The sequence below is a fragment of the Enterobacter cloacae complex sp. ECNIH7 genome (assembly GCF_002208095.1).
Taxonomy (GTDB): domain Bacteria; phylum Pseudomonadota; class Gammaproteobacteria; order Enterobacterales; family Enterobacteriaceae; genus Enterobacter; species Enterobacter cloacae_M.
This window is the reverse complement of sequence record NZ_CP017990.1, coordinates 4,680,909-4,695,953: the sequence shown is the minus strand read 5'-3', so window position 1 is coordinate 4,695,953 and position 15,045 is coordinate 4,680,909. Positions and strand designations below refer to the sequence as shown.

Genomic DNA, 15,045 nt, shown 5'->3' with positions numbered 1-15,045 from the left:
TGGGCACTGCCGGAGCAGTGCCCGTTACAGCTATGACTTAACGTACTGGTGGTGCGTACTGAATACCGCCGTTGTTCCAGAGATTGTTCTGGCCGCGTTTGATCTTCAGCGGGCTTTCCGATCCCACGTTGCGCTCAAAGATCTCAGAGTAGTTGCCCACCTGTTTGATGATGTTGTAAGCCCACTTGTTATCCAGCTTCAGATCCTTGCCGAAATCACCTTCTTTACCGAGCAGGTGCGCCATATCCGGGTTGGATGGCTTAGCGGCTTTCTCATCAACGTTTTTAGAGTTGATGCCCATCTCTTCTGCGTTCAGCATGGCAAACAGCGTCCAGCGAACGATAGAGAACCAGTCTTCATCGCCGCGACGAACGACGGGGCCGAGAGGCTCTTTGGAAATGACTTCAGGCAGGACAATCCACTCTGCCGGATTGCTCAGCTTAATGCGTAAGGCATACAGCTGTGACTGGTCAGAGGCCAGCGTGTCGCAACGGCCGGATTCCAGCGCTTTGGCCGATTCATCCGAGCGGTCGAATGTCACCGGGGTGTATTTCATGTTGTTTGCTTTGAAATAATCCGCCACGTTCAGCTCGGTATCGGTGCCCGCCTGGATACAAACGGTGGCGCCATCCAGTTCCTTAGCGCTTTTCAGGCCGGCTTTATTGTGGGTCAGGAAGCCGATGCCGTCATAATAGGTTACGCCCGTAAATGACATCCCCATGCCTGCATCACGGGAGGAGGTCCAGGTGGTGTTACGGGAGAGCATGTCGACCTCGCCGGACTGCAGCGCCGTAAAGCGTTCTTTCGCCGTCAGCGGGGTGTATTTCACTTTGCTGTCATCGCCAAAAACGGCGGCTGCAACGCCACGGCAGACGTCCACATCAATACCGGTAAATTTGCCGTTCGCATCGGCATAAGAGAAGCCAGGCAAACCGTCACTGATACCACATTGAACAAAACCTTTCTTTTTAACGGCATCCAGTGTCGTTCCCGCATGGGCTTGACCGGCTACGGCAAACAACATGCCTGCAGCGGCCAGGCTGGCTATCATCGTCTTTTTCATAATGCATCCTGTGTGGCGTAATTTATCGTTATAGAGGCGTTTTTAAACGCTTTACCTGTCTGTGGCTTTGGCCAACGTTTATAAAGCAAACGTAATGCCAGTTTTGCGTTCGACAAAATAAGAGACGAGTGAACGCTTAATGCTGAGTGTAGACAGGCTTAAATAAAACGAGCGCCCCGAAACGGTGCGAAATTACAACCTGTGCCACAAATTGGAGCAAAAGTTGCGAGTCGGGTCAGGAAAAAGAAGAGATAGTTTTTAGCGTGAATATTGGCAGGGTATTCAATAATATTAATGTGTGAAAATCATCACGATAGAATAGGTAATTTGAATGAGTATGCAAAAAAGCTGTGACAGACTTCAGGCTAAGATTAATTACGTGAATAAATACGGGGCTATTTTTTTACTTATTTGAAAATACTGCACTCATTAAAAGCAAAAGCGCGGCCAGAGCCGCGCTTTCTCAACAGATTTTACTTGGTCAGGGCAACAATACCCAGCGTCAGACCCGCTACTGCGGCAGCACCGCCGGCGATAGCACCCGCAGTCTCCCAGTTATCCTGGGTGGTGCCTTTCATACAGGTATTGGTATGAACCAGTCGGCCCTGGTCGTCGTAAACCGGTACACATGGAGAGTCGTGCGCGCAACCAGCAAGCAGCGCAGCGAGAAGTGCAACGGAAATGAATCTTTTCATGATGTTACCTCAGTATTATTTCTCATCCGCTATTAAGCCAGGAGGGCTATTAACGAACTGGAGGTTATTTTACCACCGGGGTAAGTCCTCGTTACACGAGGAATAATCTCAAATTATGTAGTTTGTAAAAATCGTGGAGAAAAGTCGGTTTAAGGAGGCATTAATGGAGGAATTATGGAGTTGCAAGAGACTGTTTTTACTTAATGCAAATCATCATATTTTTAATGCTGCCTTTATGTAAAACCTAATTCATTGTTTATGTTAAAAATAAAAAGGCACCAGAGGTGCCTTTTCAGGGAAACATTAACCTTTATGGTGAGTAAACCGTCGCCGAACAACCACAAAGAAAACAGGCACGAAGAAAATCGCCAGAAGGGTTGCGGAAAGCATTCCCCCCATAACGCCCGTACCGACGGCGTTTTGCGCGCCGCTCCCGGCCCCGGTGCTGATTACCAGCGGCATGACGCCAAGAATAAAGGCCAGGGACGTCATCAGGATCGGTCGAAGGCGCATCCTGGAAGCTTCCAGCGTGGCTTCAATAATGCCTTTGCCTTCTTTATCCATCAGGTCTTTAGCAAATTCGACGATCAGGATGGCGTTTTTCGCCGATAAACCAATCGTCGTCAACAGACCGACCTGGAAATAGACGTCGTTGTTTAACCCGCGCAGCGACGCTGCGAGAAGAGCCCCAATGACCCCCAGCGGCACAACCAGCATGACGGAGAACGGAATGGACCAGCTTTCATACAGCGCAGCCAGGCACAGGAACACCACGATCAGTGAAATGGCGTACAGTGCTGGCGCCTGGTTACCCGAGAGGCGCTCCTGATAAGACATCCCCGTCCAGTCATAGCCGATACCGGAAGGCAGTTTTGCCGCGAGACTTTCCATCATAGCCATGGCCTCACCGGTACTTTTACCCTGAGCGGATTCACCCAGGATCTCCATAGAGGGCATTCCGTTATAGCGCTCCAGACGAGGCGAACCAAAGACCCAGCGAGCGTTGCTGAAGGCTGAGAACGGGACCATTTCCCCATTCGCGCTGCGTACGTAAAGATTATTAATATCTCCCGGCAACATACGGAATTTTGCGTCGGCCTGTACGTAGACCTTTTTCACGCGCCCACGATCGATAAAGTCGTTCACATAGGTGCCACCTAAGGCCGTCGAAATCGTCTGGTTGACGTCAGAAAGACTCACGCCCAGCGCCTGCGCTTTCTCCTGGTCGACATCCAGCTTGAACTGAGGCGTATCTTCAAGGCCGTTAGGTCGCACGCGAACCAGCAGGTCAGGGTGCTCTTTCACCATGCTAAGCAGCTGATCACGCGCCTGCGTCAGCTGGTTATGCCCCAGGTTCGCCTGATCGATCAACTCAAAATCGAAGCCCGTGGCGGTACCCAGCTCAATAATGGCAGGCAGGTTAAAAGGGAACACGAGGCCGTCTTTAATCTGACTGAAGGCTTTTGTCGCGCGACCCACAATGGCTTCAACGCCGTTTTCCGACCCCGGTCGCTCCTCCCAGGGCTTCAGGCTGACGAAGGCAATACCGGCGTTCTGGCCCTGGCCGCTAAAGCTAAAGCCGTTTACGGTAAAGACAGAATCAACGTTCGCTTTCTCTTTGTTCAGATAGTAGTCCTGAACCTGATCAAGGACCTGCTGAGTACGTGTCTGGGTTGCACCCGCCGGGAGTTGAACCATCGTCATAAACACCCCCTGATCCTCTTCGGGCAGGAAGGAGGTGGGCAAGCGCAGGAAGAGCACCGCCATCCCTACGACGATAATGACGTACACCGCCAGATAGCGCCCTGCCTTACGCAAAATACCGCTCACGCTGTTGCTGTAGTGCTCCACGCTTTTATCGAAGAGCGCATTAAACCAGCCGAAGAAGCCACCTTTTTTCTCATGATGGTCGCCGGATAGGGGCTTAAGCAACGTTGCGCAGAGTGCGGGCGTCAGGATTAGCGCAACCAGTACGGACAACGCCATAGCGGAAACGATAGTCAGCGAGAACTGACGATAGATCGCCCCCGTCGAGCCGCCAAAAAAGGCCATCGGAATAAAGACCGCCGAGAGCACCATGGCGATCCCGACCAGTGCACCCTGGATCTGCTCCATCGACTTCTGCGTGGCCTCTTTCGGCGGCAGTTTGTCCTCGACCATGACGCGTTCAACGTTCTCAACGACCACGATAGCGTCATCGACCAGCAGACCTATCGCCAGCACCATGCCGAACATCGTCAGGGTATTGATGGAGAAACCGAATGCCGCCAGAACCGCGAAGGTACCCAGCAGAACGACCGGCACCGCGATAGTTGGGATGAGGGTCGCGCGCAGGTTTTGCAGGAACAGGTACATGACCAGGAAGACGAGAATGATAGCTTCAAACAGCGTCTTCACCACTTCGTGGATGGAGATCTTTACAAAAGGCGTGGTGTCATAGGGATAGACCACTTTCAGCCCCTGCGGGAAGAACTGCTGCAGTTGCGCCAGCTTGCTCTTAATGGCTGCCGCAGTGTCCAGCGCATTTGCCCCGGTTGCCAGCTTAATCCCCAGACCGGTTGCCGCCTGCCCGTTGATTTTAGTGACCATATTGTAGTTTTCGCCACCCAGCTCAATGCGAGCCACGTCCTTCAAATGAACCATCGAGCCGTCCTGGTTCACCTTAAGCGTCACGCGGCCAAACTCCTCCGGTGTTTTCAGGCGGGTTTGCGCGATGATCGAGGTGTTCAGCTGCTGCCCGGGAATGGACGGCGTCCCGCCCAGCTGGCCTGCCGCTATCTGGGCGTTCTGCGTTTTCAGCTGGTTGATAATATCCTGCGGCGTCAGCTGGTATTTGTTCATCGCGTTGCTGTCGAGCCAGATGCGCATTGCATACTGGGCGCCAAACAGCTGAACGTCACCGACGCCAGACGTTCGGCTGATGGCATCTTTGACGTTCGACGCGATATAGTCAGAGATGTCATTCTGCGTGAGATTTTTGTTGTCTGAAACAAAGCCGGCGACCAGCAGGAAGCTGCTGCTGGATTTCTCCACGCCAATCCCTTGCTGCTGTACCTCTTGCGGCAGCAGCGGCATGGCGAGCTGCAGCTTGTTCTGCACCTGCACCTGGGCGATGTCCGGATCGGTTCCTGACTCGAAGGTCAGGGTGATGGTGACGTTACCCGCTGAATCGCTGGTGGAGGACATATACATCAGCTTATCGATACCGTTCATGTTCTGTTCGATAACCTGGGTCACGGTATCCTGCACCGTTTGAGCGTCGGCTCCCGGGTAGGTCGCGGATATCGCCACAGCGGGAGGGGCAATGGTCGGATACTGTGCGACGGGAAGTTTGAGAATGGCCAGCCCGCCTGCAATCATCAAAATGATGGCAAGTACCCAGGCGAAAACCGGTCTCTGAATAAAGAAATTGGCCATGTCGTCGTCCCTTAACCGGCTGGCGTCGTGGTGGTATCCGGCGTGGCGACGACGGTTACCCCGGGTCTGACTTTCTGTAGCCCGCTGACAATCACGCGATCACCGTTTTTCAGCCCTTCCGTTACCATCCAGCGATCGCCAATTGCCTGAGGGGCCACGACGGTTCGCGGCTCAACCTGGTTTTTATCGTTCACCACCAGGACGGTTGCATCGCCTCGCGGTGTGCGGGTCACGCCCTGCTGTGGTACCAGAATCGCATCCGGCTGGGTGCCTTCATCAATGCGGGCGCGAACGAACATGCCGGGTAACAGCTGATGCTGAGGGTTCCGGAAAATGGCGCGCAGGGTGATCGAGCCGGTACTTTCATCAACCGTGACGTCAGAGAACTGCAATGTGCCTTTCAGCGGATAGGGCTGCCCGTTCTCCATCAGCAGTTCAACGCTGCTGGCGGTATCGCCTTTTTGCAGGCTCGTCTGTTTCAGGCGCATAAAATCATTGCTGGACTGGGTGACATCGACATAAATCGGATCGAGCTGCTGGACCGTTGCCAGCGCTGCGGCTTGCCCGTTCGTCACCAGCGCCCCTTCGGTCACGCTGGATTTTCCGATACGACCATCAACCGGAGAGGTCACTTTGGTGTAGGCAAGGTTGATACGTGCGCTTTCAACGCCCGCTTTTGCGGCAACCACGCTGGCATCTGCCTGCTGAGCCGTCGCCACGGCCTGGTCGTACTCCTGCTTACTGACATACTGGGTGCCTACCAGCGGGAGAAAACGTTTTACCGTCAGGTGAGCAATATTGGCTGCCGCCTGAGCCTTCGCCAGTTCGCCTTTCGCGCTGTCATAGGCCGCCTGATAGGTCGCAGGATCGATCTGGTAGAGTGACTCGCCCGCTTTTACATCGCTACCCTCCGCGAAGTTACGGCGAAGAATAATGCCGCTGACCTGAGGACGAACCTCCGCAACGCGAAATGCATCTGTTCTGCCCGGGAGTTCAGTGGTGACAGCCAGAGGCGCGCTTTTCACAATATGCACGCTGACCTGAGGCGCCTGCAGATGCTGTTGTTGATTCTCCTGACCATCGCATCCAGTGAGCAGTACCGTGCAGACAATGAAACCGAATAAAGGCAAGAGTCTGAAATGATTCGTCATTACTGTTCCTTTAAATACCCATTAACCGATATATGCCGCGAATCGGTAGCAGGGGCAGAGAGATAAAAATAAAATGTAGCTGCGTATAATAATGAGGGTATTTAATGTTTTTTAATTTATAAGTGCGAATGACCATGTTTGTAGAAGAAAATAAGAATCAGACCGGCTTCATTCTGGGATATAGTCAGACATGTTAATCAGGTAAATGAGTTTAATATTTTATAATTATTCATTCCGTCAATTTAATTGATTGGATATATTTGAATTAATTATAAATCAAGAGGGGTGACTTTTTTTGTGCAAAATTAAAACGGATTTTAGTGAATACTTACATTTGCATGAACGCAATATGACCTTTAAACCTTGTGAGTAACGAGTAGTTGCCTATGGCGCGTAAAAAGAAAGAAGAGGCTCAACAAACCCGGCAGCAGCTGATTGAGGCGGCTATCGGACAGTTTGCCACGCGTGGCGTAGCCAGCACGACGCTGACGGATATCGCTGATGCCGCTAAGGTGACGCGCGGTGCGATCTACTGGCACTTCACCAGTAAATCTGAAATATTTAATGCCATCTGGGAACAGCAATTACCGCTTCGCGACATTATTCACGACAGGCTTTCGCTTTCCGATAGTGACGATCCATTGTTAAAACTTCGTGAGCAATTTATTACCGCGCTGCAGTATATTGCCCATGAACCCCGACAATGCGCGCTTTTACAAATTCTGTATCATAAGTGTGAATTTAGCAGTGATATGATTTCTGAGCGCGAAATCAGAAAGCGTATCGGATTCAACGATGACACGCTACGCGCCGCGCTGGAGACCTGTATTTCGCGAAACATCATTTCGCCACAGGTGAATGTTGATCTCACCTTGATTGTATTCCACGGTTTTTTTAGCGGAATAATCAAAAACTGGTTAATGAATAACGACAGTTTTAATCTTTATCAGCAGGCTCCCGCTCTGGTCGATAGCATACTGGCGACACTCCCGGTTATTCGCGTGTCGCCAGATGAGGGTGCTTACTGCTCAGCGCCAGGTAACATTTCCCCTCGGGCACAAAGTGCCTCTATGGTCTGCGCGCTGACGGGTTTACCTAACAGATAACCCTGAAGGGTGTTACAGCCAAGCTCGGTTAAAAAGGCTTGCTGCGCTTCGGTTTCCACACCTTCAGCCACGACTTTCAGGTTAAGTGTTTTAGCGAGAGCCACAATTGCTGAGACAATAGTGGCATCCTCGCTCTCGCCGCTGAGCTCTTTCACAAACGCCCTGTCGATTTTCAATTCGCAGGCCGGTAATCGCTTGAGGTACAGCAGGCTCGAATATCCGGTGCCAAAATCATCAATGGAGGCCTTCACGCCCGCATCCGTCAGCTCTGTCAGCACGCGTACGCTCTCATCCGGGTTGCTCATCGCCGTGGTTTCCGTCACTTCGAGGATCAACATTTCCGGTGGCACCTGGTGAAGTGCCAGGCAGTCGAGAACCGTTTTAACCAGTGAAGGTTGTTCAAACTGCAGTGTCGACAGGTTTACCGCCATTGACCAGCTTTGATGCCCCTGGAGATGCCATTCCCGCAGCTGGCGGCAGGCTTCATGAATCACCCAGTTGCCAATGGGGACGATTAGCCCCGTTTTTTCCGCCAGCGGCAGAAAAAGGTCCGGCGTCAGTAGCCCCTGCTTAGGATGCTGCCAGCGCAATAACGCCTCGAATCCGAGGACCGGGCCCGCCGGGGCGTGAAATTTTGGCTGATACAGCAGGCGCAGCTCATTGCGATCGATTGCCATCCACAGATCGTTCATTAACTGGAGATGGGTCTGCGCCAGAGTGTTCATGGAGGGCTGGAAAAAGTGGTAACCGTTACGGCCCATATGCTTCGTGTGATACATCGCCGCGTCGGCGTTAAACATCAGCTCACGCTCGGTTTTGCCGTCGTGAGGGTAGAGCGCGATACCAATGCTGAGGGTCACTACCAGTTCATAGGGGCTGAGATTGAACGGGCTATCGATCGCGCGCACCAGCGAATTTGCCAGCGATGCCGCGTCGTCCGGACCTTCTCCCTCTGCCAGCAGAACAAATTCATCACCGCCGATACGTGCAAGGGTGAACTGGCCTTTCAGAAGCAGCAGCAGACGCTGCGTAACGGCGACCAGCAGCCTGTCACCAACATCATGGCCGTAGGCATCATTGATGGCTTTAAAGCCGTCAAGATCCATGAACATCAGGGCAAAGTGGTTCCCTTCACGATCGGCTTTGCTGATGGCCTGATCGAGTCTGTCTTCCAGCAGGATACGGTTGGGCAGGCGCGTCAGGGTATCGTGTAGCGCCAGTTGAGCGAGTTCCCGGTTAGCTTCTGCCAGCGACGAGGCCAGAAGGGCGGTACGTGCCTGAAGGCGGGCATCCAGCATCGACACCAGTAGGGTGATCCCAAGAATAGAGAGCGCGACGACGCTGACGAGCACCGCCAGCCAGCTCCCGTTGATACCCTCATGGTGAACCATTGTGGACATCGGAAACTGCGCCGCTTTCATCCCGGCATAGTGCATGCCGGCAATGGCAATTCCCATCGTGATGGCGGCACCCATGCGCATCAGCACGACCTGAGCGGCTTCGCGACGCAGGCGGAAGGTCAGCCATAATGCCGCGAGCGAAGCGGCAAGCGCAATCACGACCGAAATGGCCACCCACATCTTGTCCCAGATAATCCCGGGCATCACTTCCAGCGCCGCCATGCCGGTGTAATGCATAGCAACAATACCGCTCCCCATCACCAGCGCGCCGGGCAGCAGTCGGCGCAGGCGTAGTTGCTCGCAGCTCACGAGCCATAGCGCAAACAGCGACGAACCCACGGCGATGACCATGGATAACACCGTCAGGGTGGCGTTGTAGCTCATGCTCATGGAGAGGTCCATCGCCAGCATGCCGATAAAATGCATGGCCCACACGCCGATGCCCATAGCAATACCGCCGCCAGCCAGCCAGACGCGGGCAGCGACACCTTCACTCCCGGCGACGCGTGCAGCCATGTTCAGCGCGGTATACGCAGCAAGAATGGCAACAACAAAGGAGAGGACGACAAGGATAGGGTTGTATTGGCTGACCAGCATGGACGGTTCTACTCGAGTGTGGGGTTACGCTAGAGCGGTTGAGAAGGGCGAGACATTATCACCGTCAGGTAATGGCTCAAAGGGATTTAAATCCCCGTTTTTGGTGGGTAATAACGGGGTGGTTTGCGCAATCGGGCGGTTAGTCGAGCTCTGAGCAGTTCACGAGTTTCAGCGGATTAACGGAGTTCATATTGCGACACTTATCGGTTTCGGTGCTCATCAGTTCAATCCACTGCATCAGGAGTGTATCGAAAATGAGAACGGAGATTGCAAAGACAACCAGCCACCAGTATTTACGAATCATTGTGTCATTCCGCGAGAAGATCGTCAGTAAGGTGGGGGAAATATACACGAAAAACCGTGGTTGAAAAGCGGGAGAGGCGAAGGTTTACAATGCGTTGACGGAGAAGCGCAGGTAATAAAAAAGGCGCTTCCCCATGCCGAAGAGCGCCTTTTTAAACAAGCATTTAACTGATTAGTATCAGTTCATGCCGTATTTTTTCAGTTTCTTACGCAGAGTACCACGGTTGATACCCATCATCAGCGCAGCGCGGGTTTGGTTACCGCGGGTGTATTGCATCACCATGTCCAACAGTGGCTGTTCAACTTCAGCCAATACCAGCTCATACAGATCATTAACATCCTGACCATTCAGTTGAGCAAAATAGTTCTTCAGTGCCTGTTTAACCGAGTCACGCAGGGGCTTTTGAGTTACCTGGTCCTGAGAGTTAACGGTAGAAACGGTCAGTACGTCAGAATTTACGCGTTGTTCGAACATAGTTCTGTCAGCTCTTTATTTCATTACGCAAGATTTTCGAAGTATGCCTCCAACGCCTCCAGCTGTACGCTGGCATCCTCTATGGCGTTGAATGTGCGCCGAAACTGGTCATCTGGAGCGTGCTCCTGGAGATACCAGGAGACGTGTTTACGCGCAATTCGGTACCCTTTTGCCTGACCGTAGTGGTCATGCAGTTCCCGAACATGCGAACAAAGCAAGCGCTTAACCTCTGCCAGAGGCAGCGGGGCAAGCAGCTCCCCAGTGTCCAGATAATGCTGGATTTCCCGGAAGATCCAGGGTCTTCCCTGAGCTGCACGTCCTATCATCAGAGCATCAGCTCCCGTATAGTCGAGTACAGCCCTGGCTTTAAGCGGGTCAGTTATGTCGCCATTCGCGATAATCGGAATGGAAACTTTCTGCTTAACTGCCCGAATGCTGTCGTATTCAGCTTCACCGTTGAACAAACAGGCGCGAGTGCGTCCATGGATGGTCAGGGCCTGAATGCCACAGTCTTCGGCCAGTTGGGCAATCTCTACACAGTTACGGTGTTCCGGCGACCAACCCGTGCGAATCTTCAACGTAACAGGAACGTCCACCGCGCTGACAACCGCCGTCAGGATAGCTTTCACCTGGTCGGGGTATTGCAGAAGGGCTGAACCTGCAAGCTTGCGATTCACCTTTTTGGCCGGGCACCCCATATTGATATCAATAATCTGGGCACCACTTTCCACGTTAATCCGCGCGGCATCTGCCATCTCTTCAGGCACGCTTCCGGCAATTTGCACGGTGCGAATACCTGGTTCATCAACGTGCACCATCCGAAGGCGGGATTTATCGCTTTCCCAAACCTGCGGGTTAGACGACATCATCTCGGATACGGTTAAACCGGCTCCCATCTCATAGCACAGCGTCCTGAACGGCCGGTCTGTAATACCTGCCATTGGGGCTGCGATCAGGCGATTTCTAAGCTGGTGGTGTCCGATGCGCATGAGTTAAGAAATGACCATACTGTGACTGCAAGGCGGCGTATATTACGCATTTTTTGCACGAGATGAAAGGCCAAACTTTGAACAATCCACTGTTGTAGATCAAGGAATCGCCACCCAATCTTCCCGTTAAAAATTATTCATTATTTAAATCATTAAGTTATATGATGATGGTTATTTTATGGGCGCTTACAATTTCCCGTAACTTCTCATCATTTCTGAATAAATGCGTCGCTGAAGCGGGATAATCTGCTGTTTTTAGCAGCAGATTTCCCTTCTTCTTTGCGATCTGCGTCGCATTTTAGAACATGATCGTCATGCGAAAAATGCGTGTTATTCGACCACGACGCGCCCATGCAGCGACTGTACCGGACGGTTATTATCGTGATGCATTGTCTGGGTGAATCTGGCAAGTTGTTCTGCAGAAATCGTCAGGGGCTGTTTAAGTACAATCCAGGTAACGCCTTCTGAACACGGGGGAGTGGTCAGTGAACCGCTAAAGCGCCAGTACGTTTTATTTTTTGGCAGCAGTTTGTTCAGGTTGAGATCCTGTTTGATGGAGACGTTCTGCTCGGCCTGCTGAGGCATAACGCGCCACAGTTTTTCGAGTTCCGGGTTTGCGGTTCCTTTATCAAACATGACCGCCACCACCGTCAGTTCCCCACTGGCATTTTTATGAACCAGATGCATTTCCATCGCGTATCTCTTGCCATGTACGGTGTTTTCGCTCGGCGCGTGGAAATGGAACTGCTGTAACGTCCAGGTTTGCTTATCGAGAGTAAGAGTATCGCGGGTGTTCGCCTGTTCACCTGCCTGAATGGTATGGCCATTGTTCGTCAGCGTAACAGGGCCATCAACGTAGTGGGTTTGTAGCGGGGAGAGATGGGCGATAGCGGTCGAATCAATATTAATAGGGGACTGGTTCATTCCGCTTTGACAGGTCTTATATGCCTCGTCCAGCTCGCCCCAGTGTTGCGGTGAACCTTCCCCTTCATAGCTCCAGTGTGATGCGAATGCTGAAGCCGAGATCATGCTCAGCGCCAGCAGCGCTGCCTTGCCTGTAACCTGTGTCATCATATTCTTCCGGTGAATTTTTGTAATACAAATCAACATGATTTGTAGGGTTATTTTACCGAAGAATGAACGGGGGAGAGAGGATTATCAGAGGGGGAGAGGCGTGGTCAGATGACCACGCCAGATTCTTATTTTTTACGACCGGTGATGCGGCACCACTCTTCTTTTTCCACTACCGGATCAAGGGCAAAGAGATCTGCGTAGGCTTCACACACGCTGTCGGCCTGGCTCGCCAGGATACCGGAAAGCCCCAGCAGACCGCCCTCAACGGGCAGCACGCTGATTAACGGAGCCAGTTCACGCAGCGGGCCCGCCAGAATGTTTGCGACCACCACATCGGCTTTCATGGCTTCTGGCTGACCATCCGGCAGATACAGCTCCAGACGATCGGAGACGCCGTTACGCTCGGCATTATCGCGGCTGGCCTGAATCGCCTGCGGATCGATATCGATCCCGATGGCTTTTGCCGCGCCCAGCTTCAGGGCTGCAATCGCGAGGATCCCGGATCCACAGCCGAAGTCGATCACGGTCTTACCGTCCAGATCGAGACCATCCAGCCACTGCAGGCACAGGGACGTGGTGGGGTGAGTTCCGGTACCAAACGCCAGACCCGGGTCGAGCATCACGTTGACCGCATTCTCGTCCGGGACGTCGCGCCAGCTTGGGCAGATCCACAGACGTTTGCCGAACTGCATCGGGTGGAAGTTATCCATCCACTCGCGTTCCCAGTCTTTGTCTTCCAGCTGTTCGATTTTATGCACGAAACCCGCGCCCAGCAGAGGATGATTCTCCAGAATCGCGACAACCTCTTTCATATCGGTTTCGGCATCAAACAGGCCAATAACGTCGGTATCACCCCACAGGCGGGTTTCGCCCGGCAGCGGCTCAAAGACCGGCGTGTCATGCGTGTCCTGGAAGGTGATAGAGACCGACCCGGCCTCCATCAGCGCATCGCTCAGCTCTTCGGCGTTCGCGCCGGTTGTGTTCAGTTTTAGTTGGATCCACGGCATGGCAAAACTCTTTATTTATCAGTAGAAATCATAGCGGGTTGTGGGACGGGCTGACCGAAACGGTTCCCCACCACAAACGCCAGTAAACTTAGCAGTAACGAAGGCACAATTGGATGGAAGCCCAGGTACTGAATCTTAAACGTTGCGAGGACGGCGTAAAGCACGCCGCCGACAATCATAGCGCTCAGCGCACCGGCGGCATTCGCGCGCTCCCAGTAGAGCCCTAACACCAGAGGCCACAGGAATACCGCTTCAAGCCCACCAAATGCCAGCAGGTTCAGCCAGATGATCATCTCCGGCGGGCGCCACGCGGCTAACAGCAGCAATGCCCCTAACGTCAGAGTAATAACGGCCGACATGCGCTTCAGGCGCCGTTCATTCTCTGCCTGGTCAGGACGCAGGTTCAGATAGAGATCTTTAATGATCGTAGCGGAACTTTGCAGCAGCTGAGCGTTGATGGTCGACATAATGGCGGCCATCGGTGCGGCGAGGAAGATCCCGGCGGCAAATGGCGGCAGTACTTTAACCATCAGGGTTGGGATAACCAGATCGGGTACGGTAAGGTCAGGAATAACTGCCCGACCTAACGCGCCTGCCAGGTGCATACCAAACATCAGGATTGCGACAACGATAGTGCCGATAATGATACCTCTGTGCACGGCTTTGCTGTCTTTGTAAGAGATACAGCGCACGGCGGTATGCGGCAGGCCAATCACCCCAAAGCATACCAACACCCAGAACGAGGTCATAAAGGTTGGCGAAAGGATGTCATCCGCGCCCTGCGGCGAAACCAGTTTTGGATCGATCGCCTCGAGCGTTTCAACCGCATGGCTCAGGCCACCAGCAGCATGCACAATGCCGACCAGCAGAACAAGGGTGCCAACAAGCATCACCAAACCCTGCATCGTATCGTTCAGCACGCTGGCGCGGAATCCGCCAAACGCGGTGTAGAGTGCGATACTCACCCCAAAGATGACGAGGCCCGTCTCGTAGGGAATTCCCGCCGCCGTTTCCAGCAGGCGTGCCCCGCCGATAAACTGCACCGTCATGGCGCCAATAAAGGCCACCAGCAGGCTTAAGCTGGCCAGCCACACCAGTAAACGGCTCTGATAGCGGGCAAACAGCATATCGTTGAGCGTCACGGCATTGTAACGGCGTGCCAGAATGGCAAATTTTTTACCCAGTATGCCCAGCGAGAGCCAGACGGCTGGAAGCTGGATCATCGCCAGCAGCACCCAGCCTAACCCGTATTTATAGGCTGCACCGGGCCCGCCGATAAACGAACTGGCGCTAATGTAGGTCGCGGTCAGCGTCATGGCCAGCACGACGCCGCCCATCGAGCGGCTGCCAAGAAAATACTCGTTCAGGAAGGTGCCCGTCGTTCTTTTACGCATGGCGTAAACGGATAAACCAAACACCACTAACAGGTAAGCGATAAGCGGCAGAATGACTTCAAGCTGCATCATCGTCCTCCAGCGAAATATCGCGATAGATGAATTTCACCATTGCCCAGCACAGCAGGATGAAGACCAGCGGTACCAGCAGACACGCCATTTCGAACCAGTGCGGCAGGCCGGTGATGCCAATAGCGGAGTCAGGTAAGTAAGCAGTTACTAACCATGCTGCGAGATAGAGAAGGGTCAGCCACAGCGCCCAGCGCGCTTCTTTATGGGCCTGAACAAAACGTTTGTCCATTTTTTGTCCCTTGTGGATGAAGAAAGCGGGGATTGTACATGATGAGGCTTTCCAGGCCCCAGAAATAAAAAAG

At 53.1% G+C, this 15,045-nt stretch carries 13 protein-coding genes; 1 reads left to right on the top strand and 12 read right to left on the bottom strand.

Features of this window, described 5'->3' with window-relative positions:
* Nucleotides 1-37: 37 nt before the first annotated feature.
* The 4 genes from WM95_RS23390 to WM95_RS23375 form a co-directional block, all read right to left on the bottom strand.
* Entirely contained in the window at nt 38-1,063 is a 1,026-nt protein-coding gene (locus WM95_RS23390; protein WP_023333654.1) for an amino acid ABC transporter substrate-binding protein, read from the bottom strand.
* Nucleotides 1,064-1,536: 473 nt separating this feature from the next.
* Complete coding sequence (locus tag WM95_RS23385; RefSeq protein ID WP_008502867.1) at nt 1,537-1,758, bottom strand: lipoprotein; 222 nt, start codon at nt 1,756-1,758, stop codon at nt 1,537-1,539.
* A 303-nt stretch (nt 1,759-2,061) separates the two neighbouring features.
* The gene (locus tag WM95_RS23380; protein WP_063409296.1) at nt 2,062-5,175 is read right to left on the bottom strand and encodes an efflux RND transporter permease subunit; all 3,114 of its coding nucleotides are present in this window, start codon (nt 5,173-5,175) and stop codon (nt 2,062-2,064) included.
* Nucleotides 5,176-5,186: 11 nt separating this feature from the next.
* On the bottom strand, nt 5,187-6,326 hold the full coding sequence (locus WM95_RS23375) for an efflux RND transporter periplasmic adaptor subunit (RefSeq protein ID WP_063409295.1): 1,140 nt from the start codon (nt 6,324-6,326) through the stop codon (nt 5,187-5,189).
* Between the two features lie 386 nt (nt 6,327-6,712).
* Between WM95_RS23375 and envR the strand changes: the two genes are divergently transcribed.
* Nucleotides 6,713-7,432, top strand: coding sequence for an acrEF/envCD operon transcriptional regulator (gene envR, locus WM95_RS23370; protein ID WP_074166157.1), 720 nt, complete (start codon nt 6,713-6,715; stop codon nt 7,430-7,432).
* Here envR and WM95_RS23365 read toward each other — a convergent pair.
* From WM95_RS23365 to WM95_RS23330, 8 genes are all read right to left on the bottom strand, one after another.
* A complete protein-coding gene (locus WM95_RS23365) occupies nt 7,348-9,429 on the bottom strand; it encodes a putative bifunctional diguanylate cyclase/phosphodiesterase (protein WP_059446723.1) in 2,082 nt (693 codons plus the stop codon). The genes envR and WM95_RS23365 overlap by 85 nt on opposite strands.
* 139 nt (nt 9,430-9,568) lie before the next feature.
* The gene (locus tag WM95_RS23360; RefSeq protein ID WP_023309432.1) at nt 9,569-9,733 is read right to left on the bottom strand and encodes a DUF2556 family protein; all 165 of its coding nucleotides are present in this window, start codon (nt 9,731-9,733) and stop codon (nt 9,569-9,571) included.
* A 177-nt stretch (nt 9,734-9,910) separates the two neighbouring features.
* A complete protein-coding gene (fis, locus tag WM95_RS23355) occupies nt 9,911-10,207 on the bottom strand; it encodes a DNA-binding transcriptional regulator Fis (protein WP_000462905.1) in 297 nt (98 codons plus the stop codon).
* Nucleotides 10,208-10,230: 23 nt separating this feature from the next.
* Nucleotides 10,231-11,196 carry a tRNA dihydrouridine synthase DusB gene (gene dusB, locus WM95_RS23350; protein WP_023309409.1) on the bottom strand — a complete coding sequence of 322 codons (966 nt, stop codon included), beginning with the start codon at nt 11,194-11,196 and terminating at the stop codon, nt 10,231-10,233.
* 330 nt (nt 11,197-11,526) lie between these two features.
* Nucleotides 11,527-12,267: a carbonic anhydrase gene (locus WM95_RS23345; protein ID WP_032667954.1), complete on the bottom strand. Its 741-nt coding sequence runs from the start codon at nt 12,265-12,267 to the stop codon at nt 11,527-11,529.
* A 128-nt stretch (nt 12,268-12,395) separates the two neighbouring features.
* On the bottom strand, nt 12,396-13,277 hold the full coding sequence (gene prmA / locus WM95_RS23340; RefSeq protein ID WP_023309407.1) for a 50S ribosomal protein L11 methyltransferase: 882 nt from the start codon (nt 13,275-13,277) through the stop codon (nt 12,396-12,398).
* Between the two features lie 11 nt (nt 13,278-13,288).
* Nucleotides 13,289-14,740: a sodium/pantothenate symporter gene (gene panF, locus WM95_RS23335; protein WP_059446505.1), complete on the bottom strand. Its 1,452-nt coding sequence runs from the start codon at nt 14,738-14,740 to the stop codon at nt 13,289-13,291.
* Nucleotides 14,730-14,972, bottom strand: coding sequence for a YhdT family protein (locus WM95_RS23330; RefSeq protein ID WP_047347658.1), 243 nt, complete (start codon nt 14,970-14,972; stop codon nt 14,730-14,732). Before WM95_RS23330 ends, panF begins: the two co-directional genes overlap by 11 nt.
* Between the last annotated feature and the right edge of the window lie 73 nt (nt 14,973-15,045).

Bases quoted from the DNA above. Each gene is read 5' to 3' on its own strand.
- WM95_RS23365 (WP_059446723.1), bottom strand. From the start codon at position 9,429: ATGCTGGTCAGCCAATACAACCCTATCCTTGTCGTCCTCTCCTTTGTT.
- fis (WP_000462905.1), bottom strand. From the start codon at position 10,207: ATGTTCGAACAACGCGTAAATTCTGACGTACTGACCGTTTCTACCGTT.
- WM95_RS23330 (WP_047347658.1), bottom strand. From the start codon at position 14,972: ATGGACAAACGTTTTGTTCAGGCCCATAAAGAAGCGCGCTGGGCGCTG.
- WM95_RS23360 (WP_023309432.1), bottom strand. From the start codon at position 9,733: ATGATTCGTAAATACTGGTGGCTGGTTGTCTTTGCAATCTCCGTTCTC.
- WM95_RS23375 (WP_063409295.1), bottom strand. From the start codon at position 6,326: ATGACGAATCATTTCAGACTCTTGCCTTTATTCGGTTTCATTGTCTGC.
- dusB (WP_023309409.1), bottom strand. From the start codon at position 11,196: ATGCGCATCGGACACCACCAGCTTAGAAATCGCCTGATCGCAGCCCCA.
- panF (WP_059446505.1), bottom strand. From the start codon at position 14,740: ATGCAGCTTGAAGTCATTCTGCCGCTTATCGCTTACCTGTTAGTGGTG.
- WM95_RS23380 (WP_063409296.1), bottom strand. From the start codon at position 5,175: ATGGCCAATTTCTTTATTCAGAGACCGGTTTTCGCCTGGGTACTTGCC.
- WM95_RS23390 (WP_023333654.1), bottom strand. From the start codon at position 1,063: ATGAAAAAGACGATGATAGCCAGCCTGGCCGCTGCAGGCATGTTGTTT.
- WM95_RS23345 (WP_032667954.1), bottom strand. From the start codon at position 12,267: ATGACACAGGTTACAGGCAAGGCAGCGCTGCTGGCGCTGAGCATGATC.
- WM95_RS23385 (WP_008502867.1), bottom strand. From the start codon at position 1,758: ATGAAAAGATTCATTTCCGTTGCACTTCTCGCTGCGCTGCTTGCTGGT.
- envR (WP_074166157.1), top strand. From the start codon at position 6,713: ATGGCGCGTAAAAAGAAAGAAGAGGCTCAACAAACCCGGCAGCAGCTG.
- prmA (WP_023309407.1), bottom strand. From the start codon at position 13,277: ATGCCGTGGATCCAACTAAAACTGAACACAACCGGCGCGAACGCCGAA.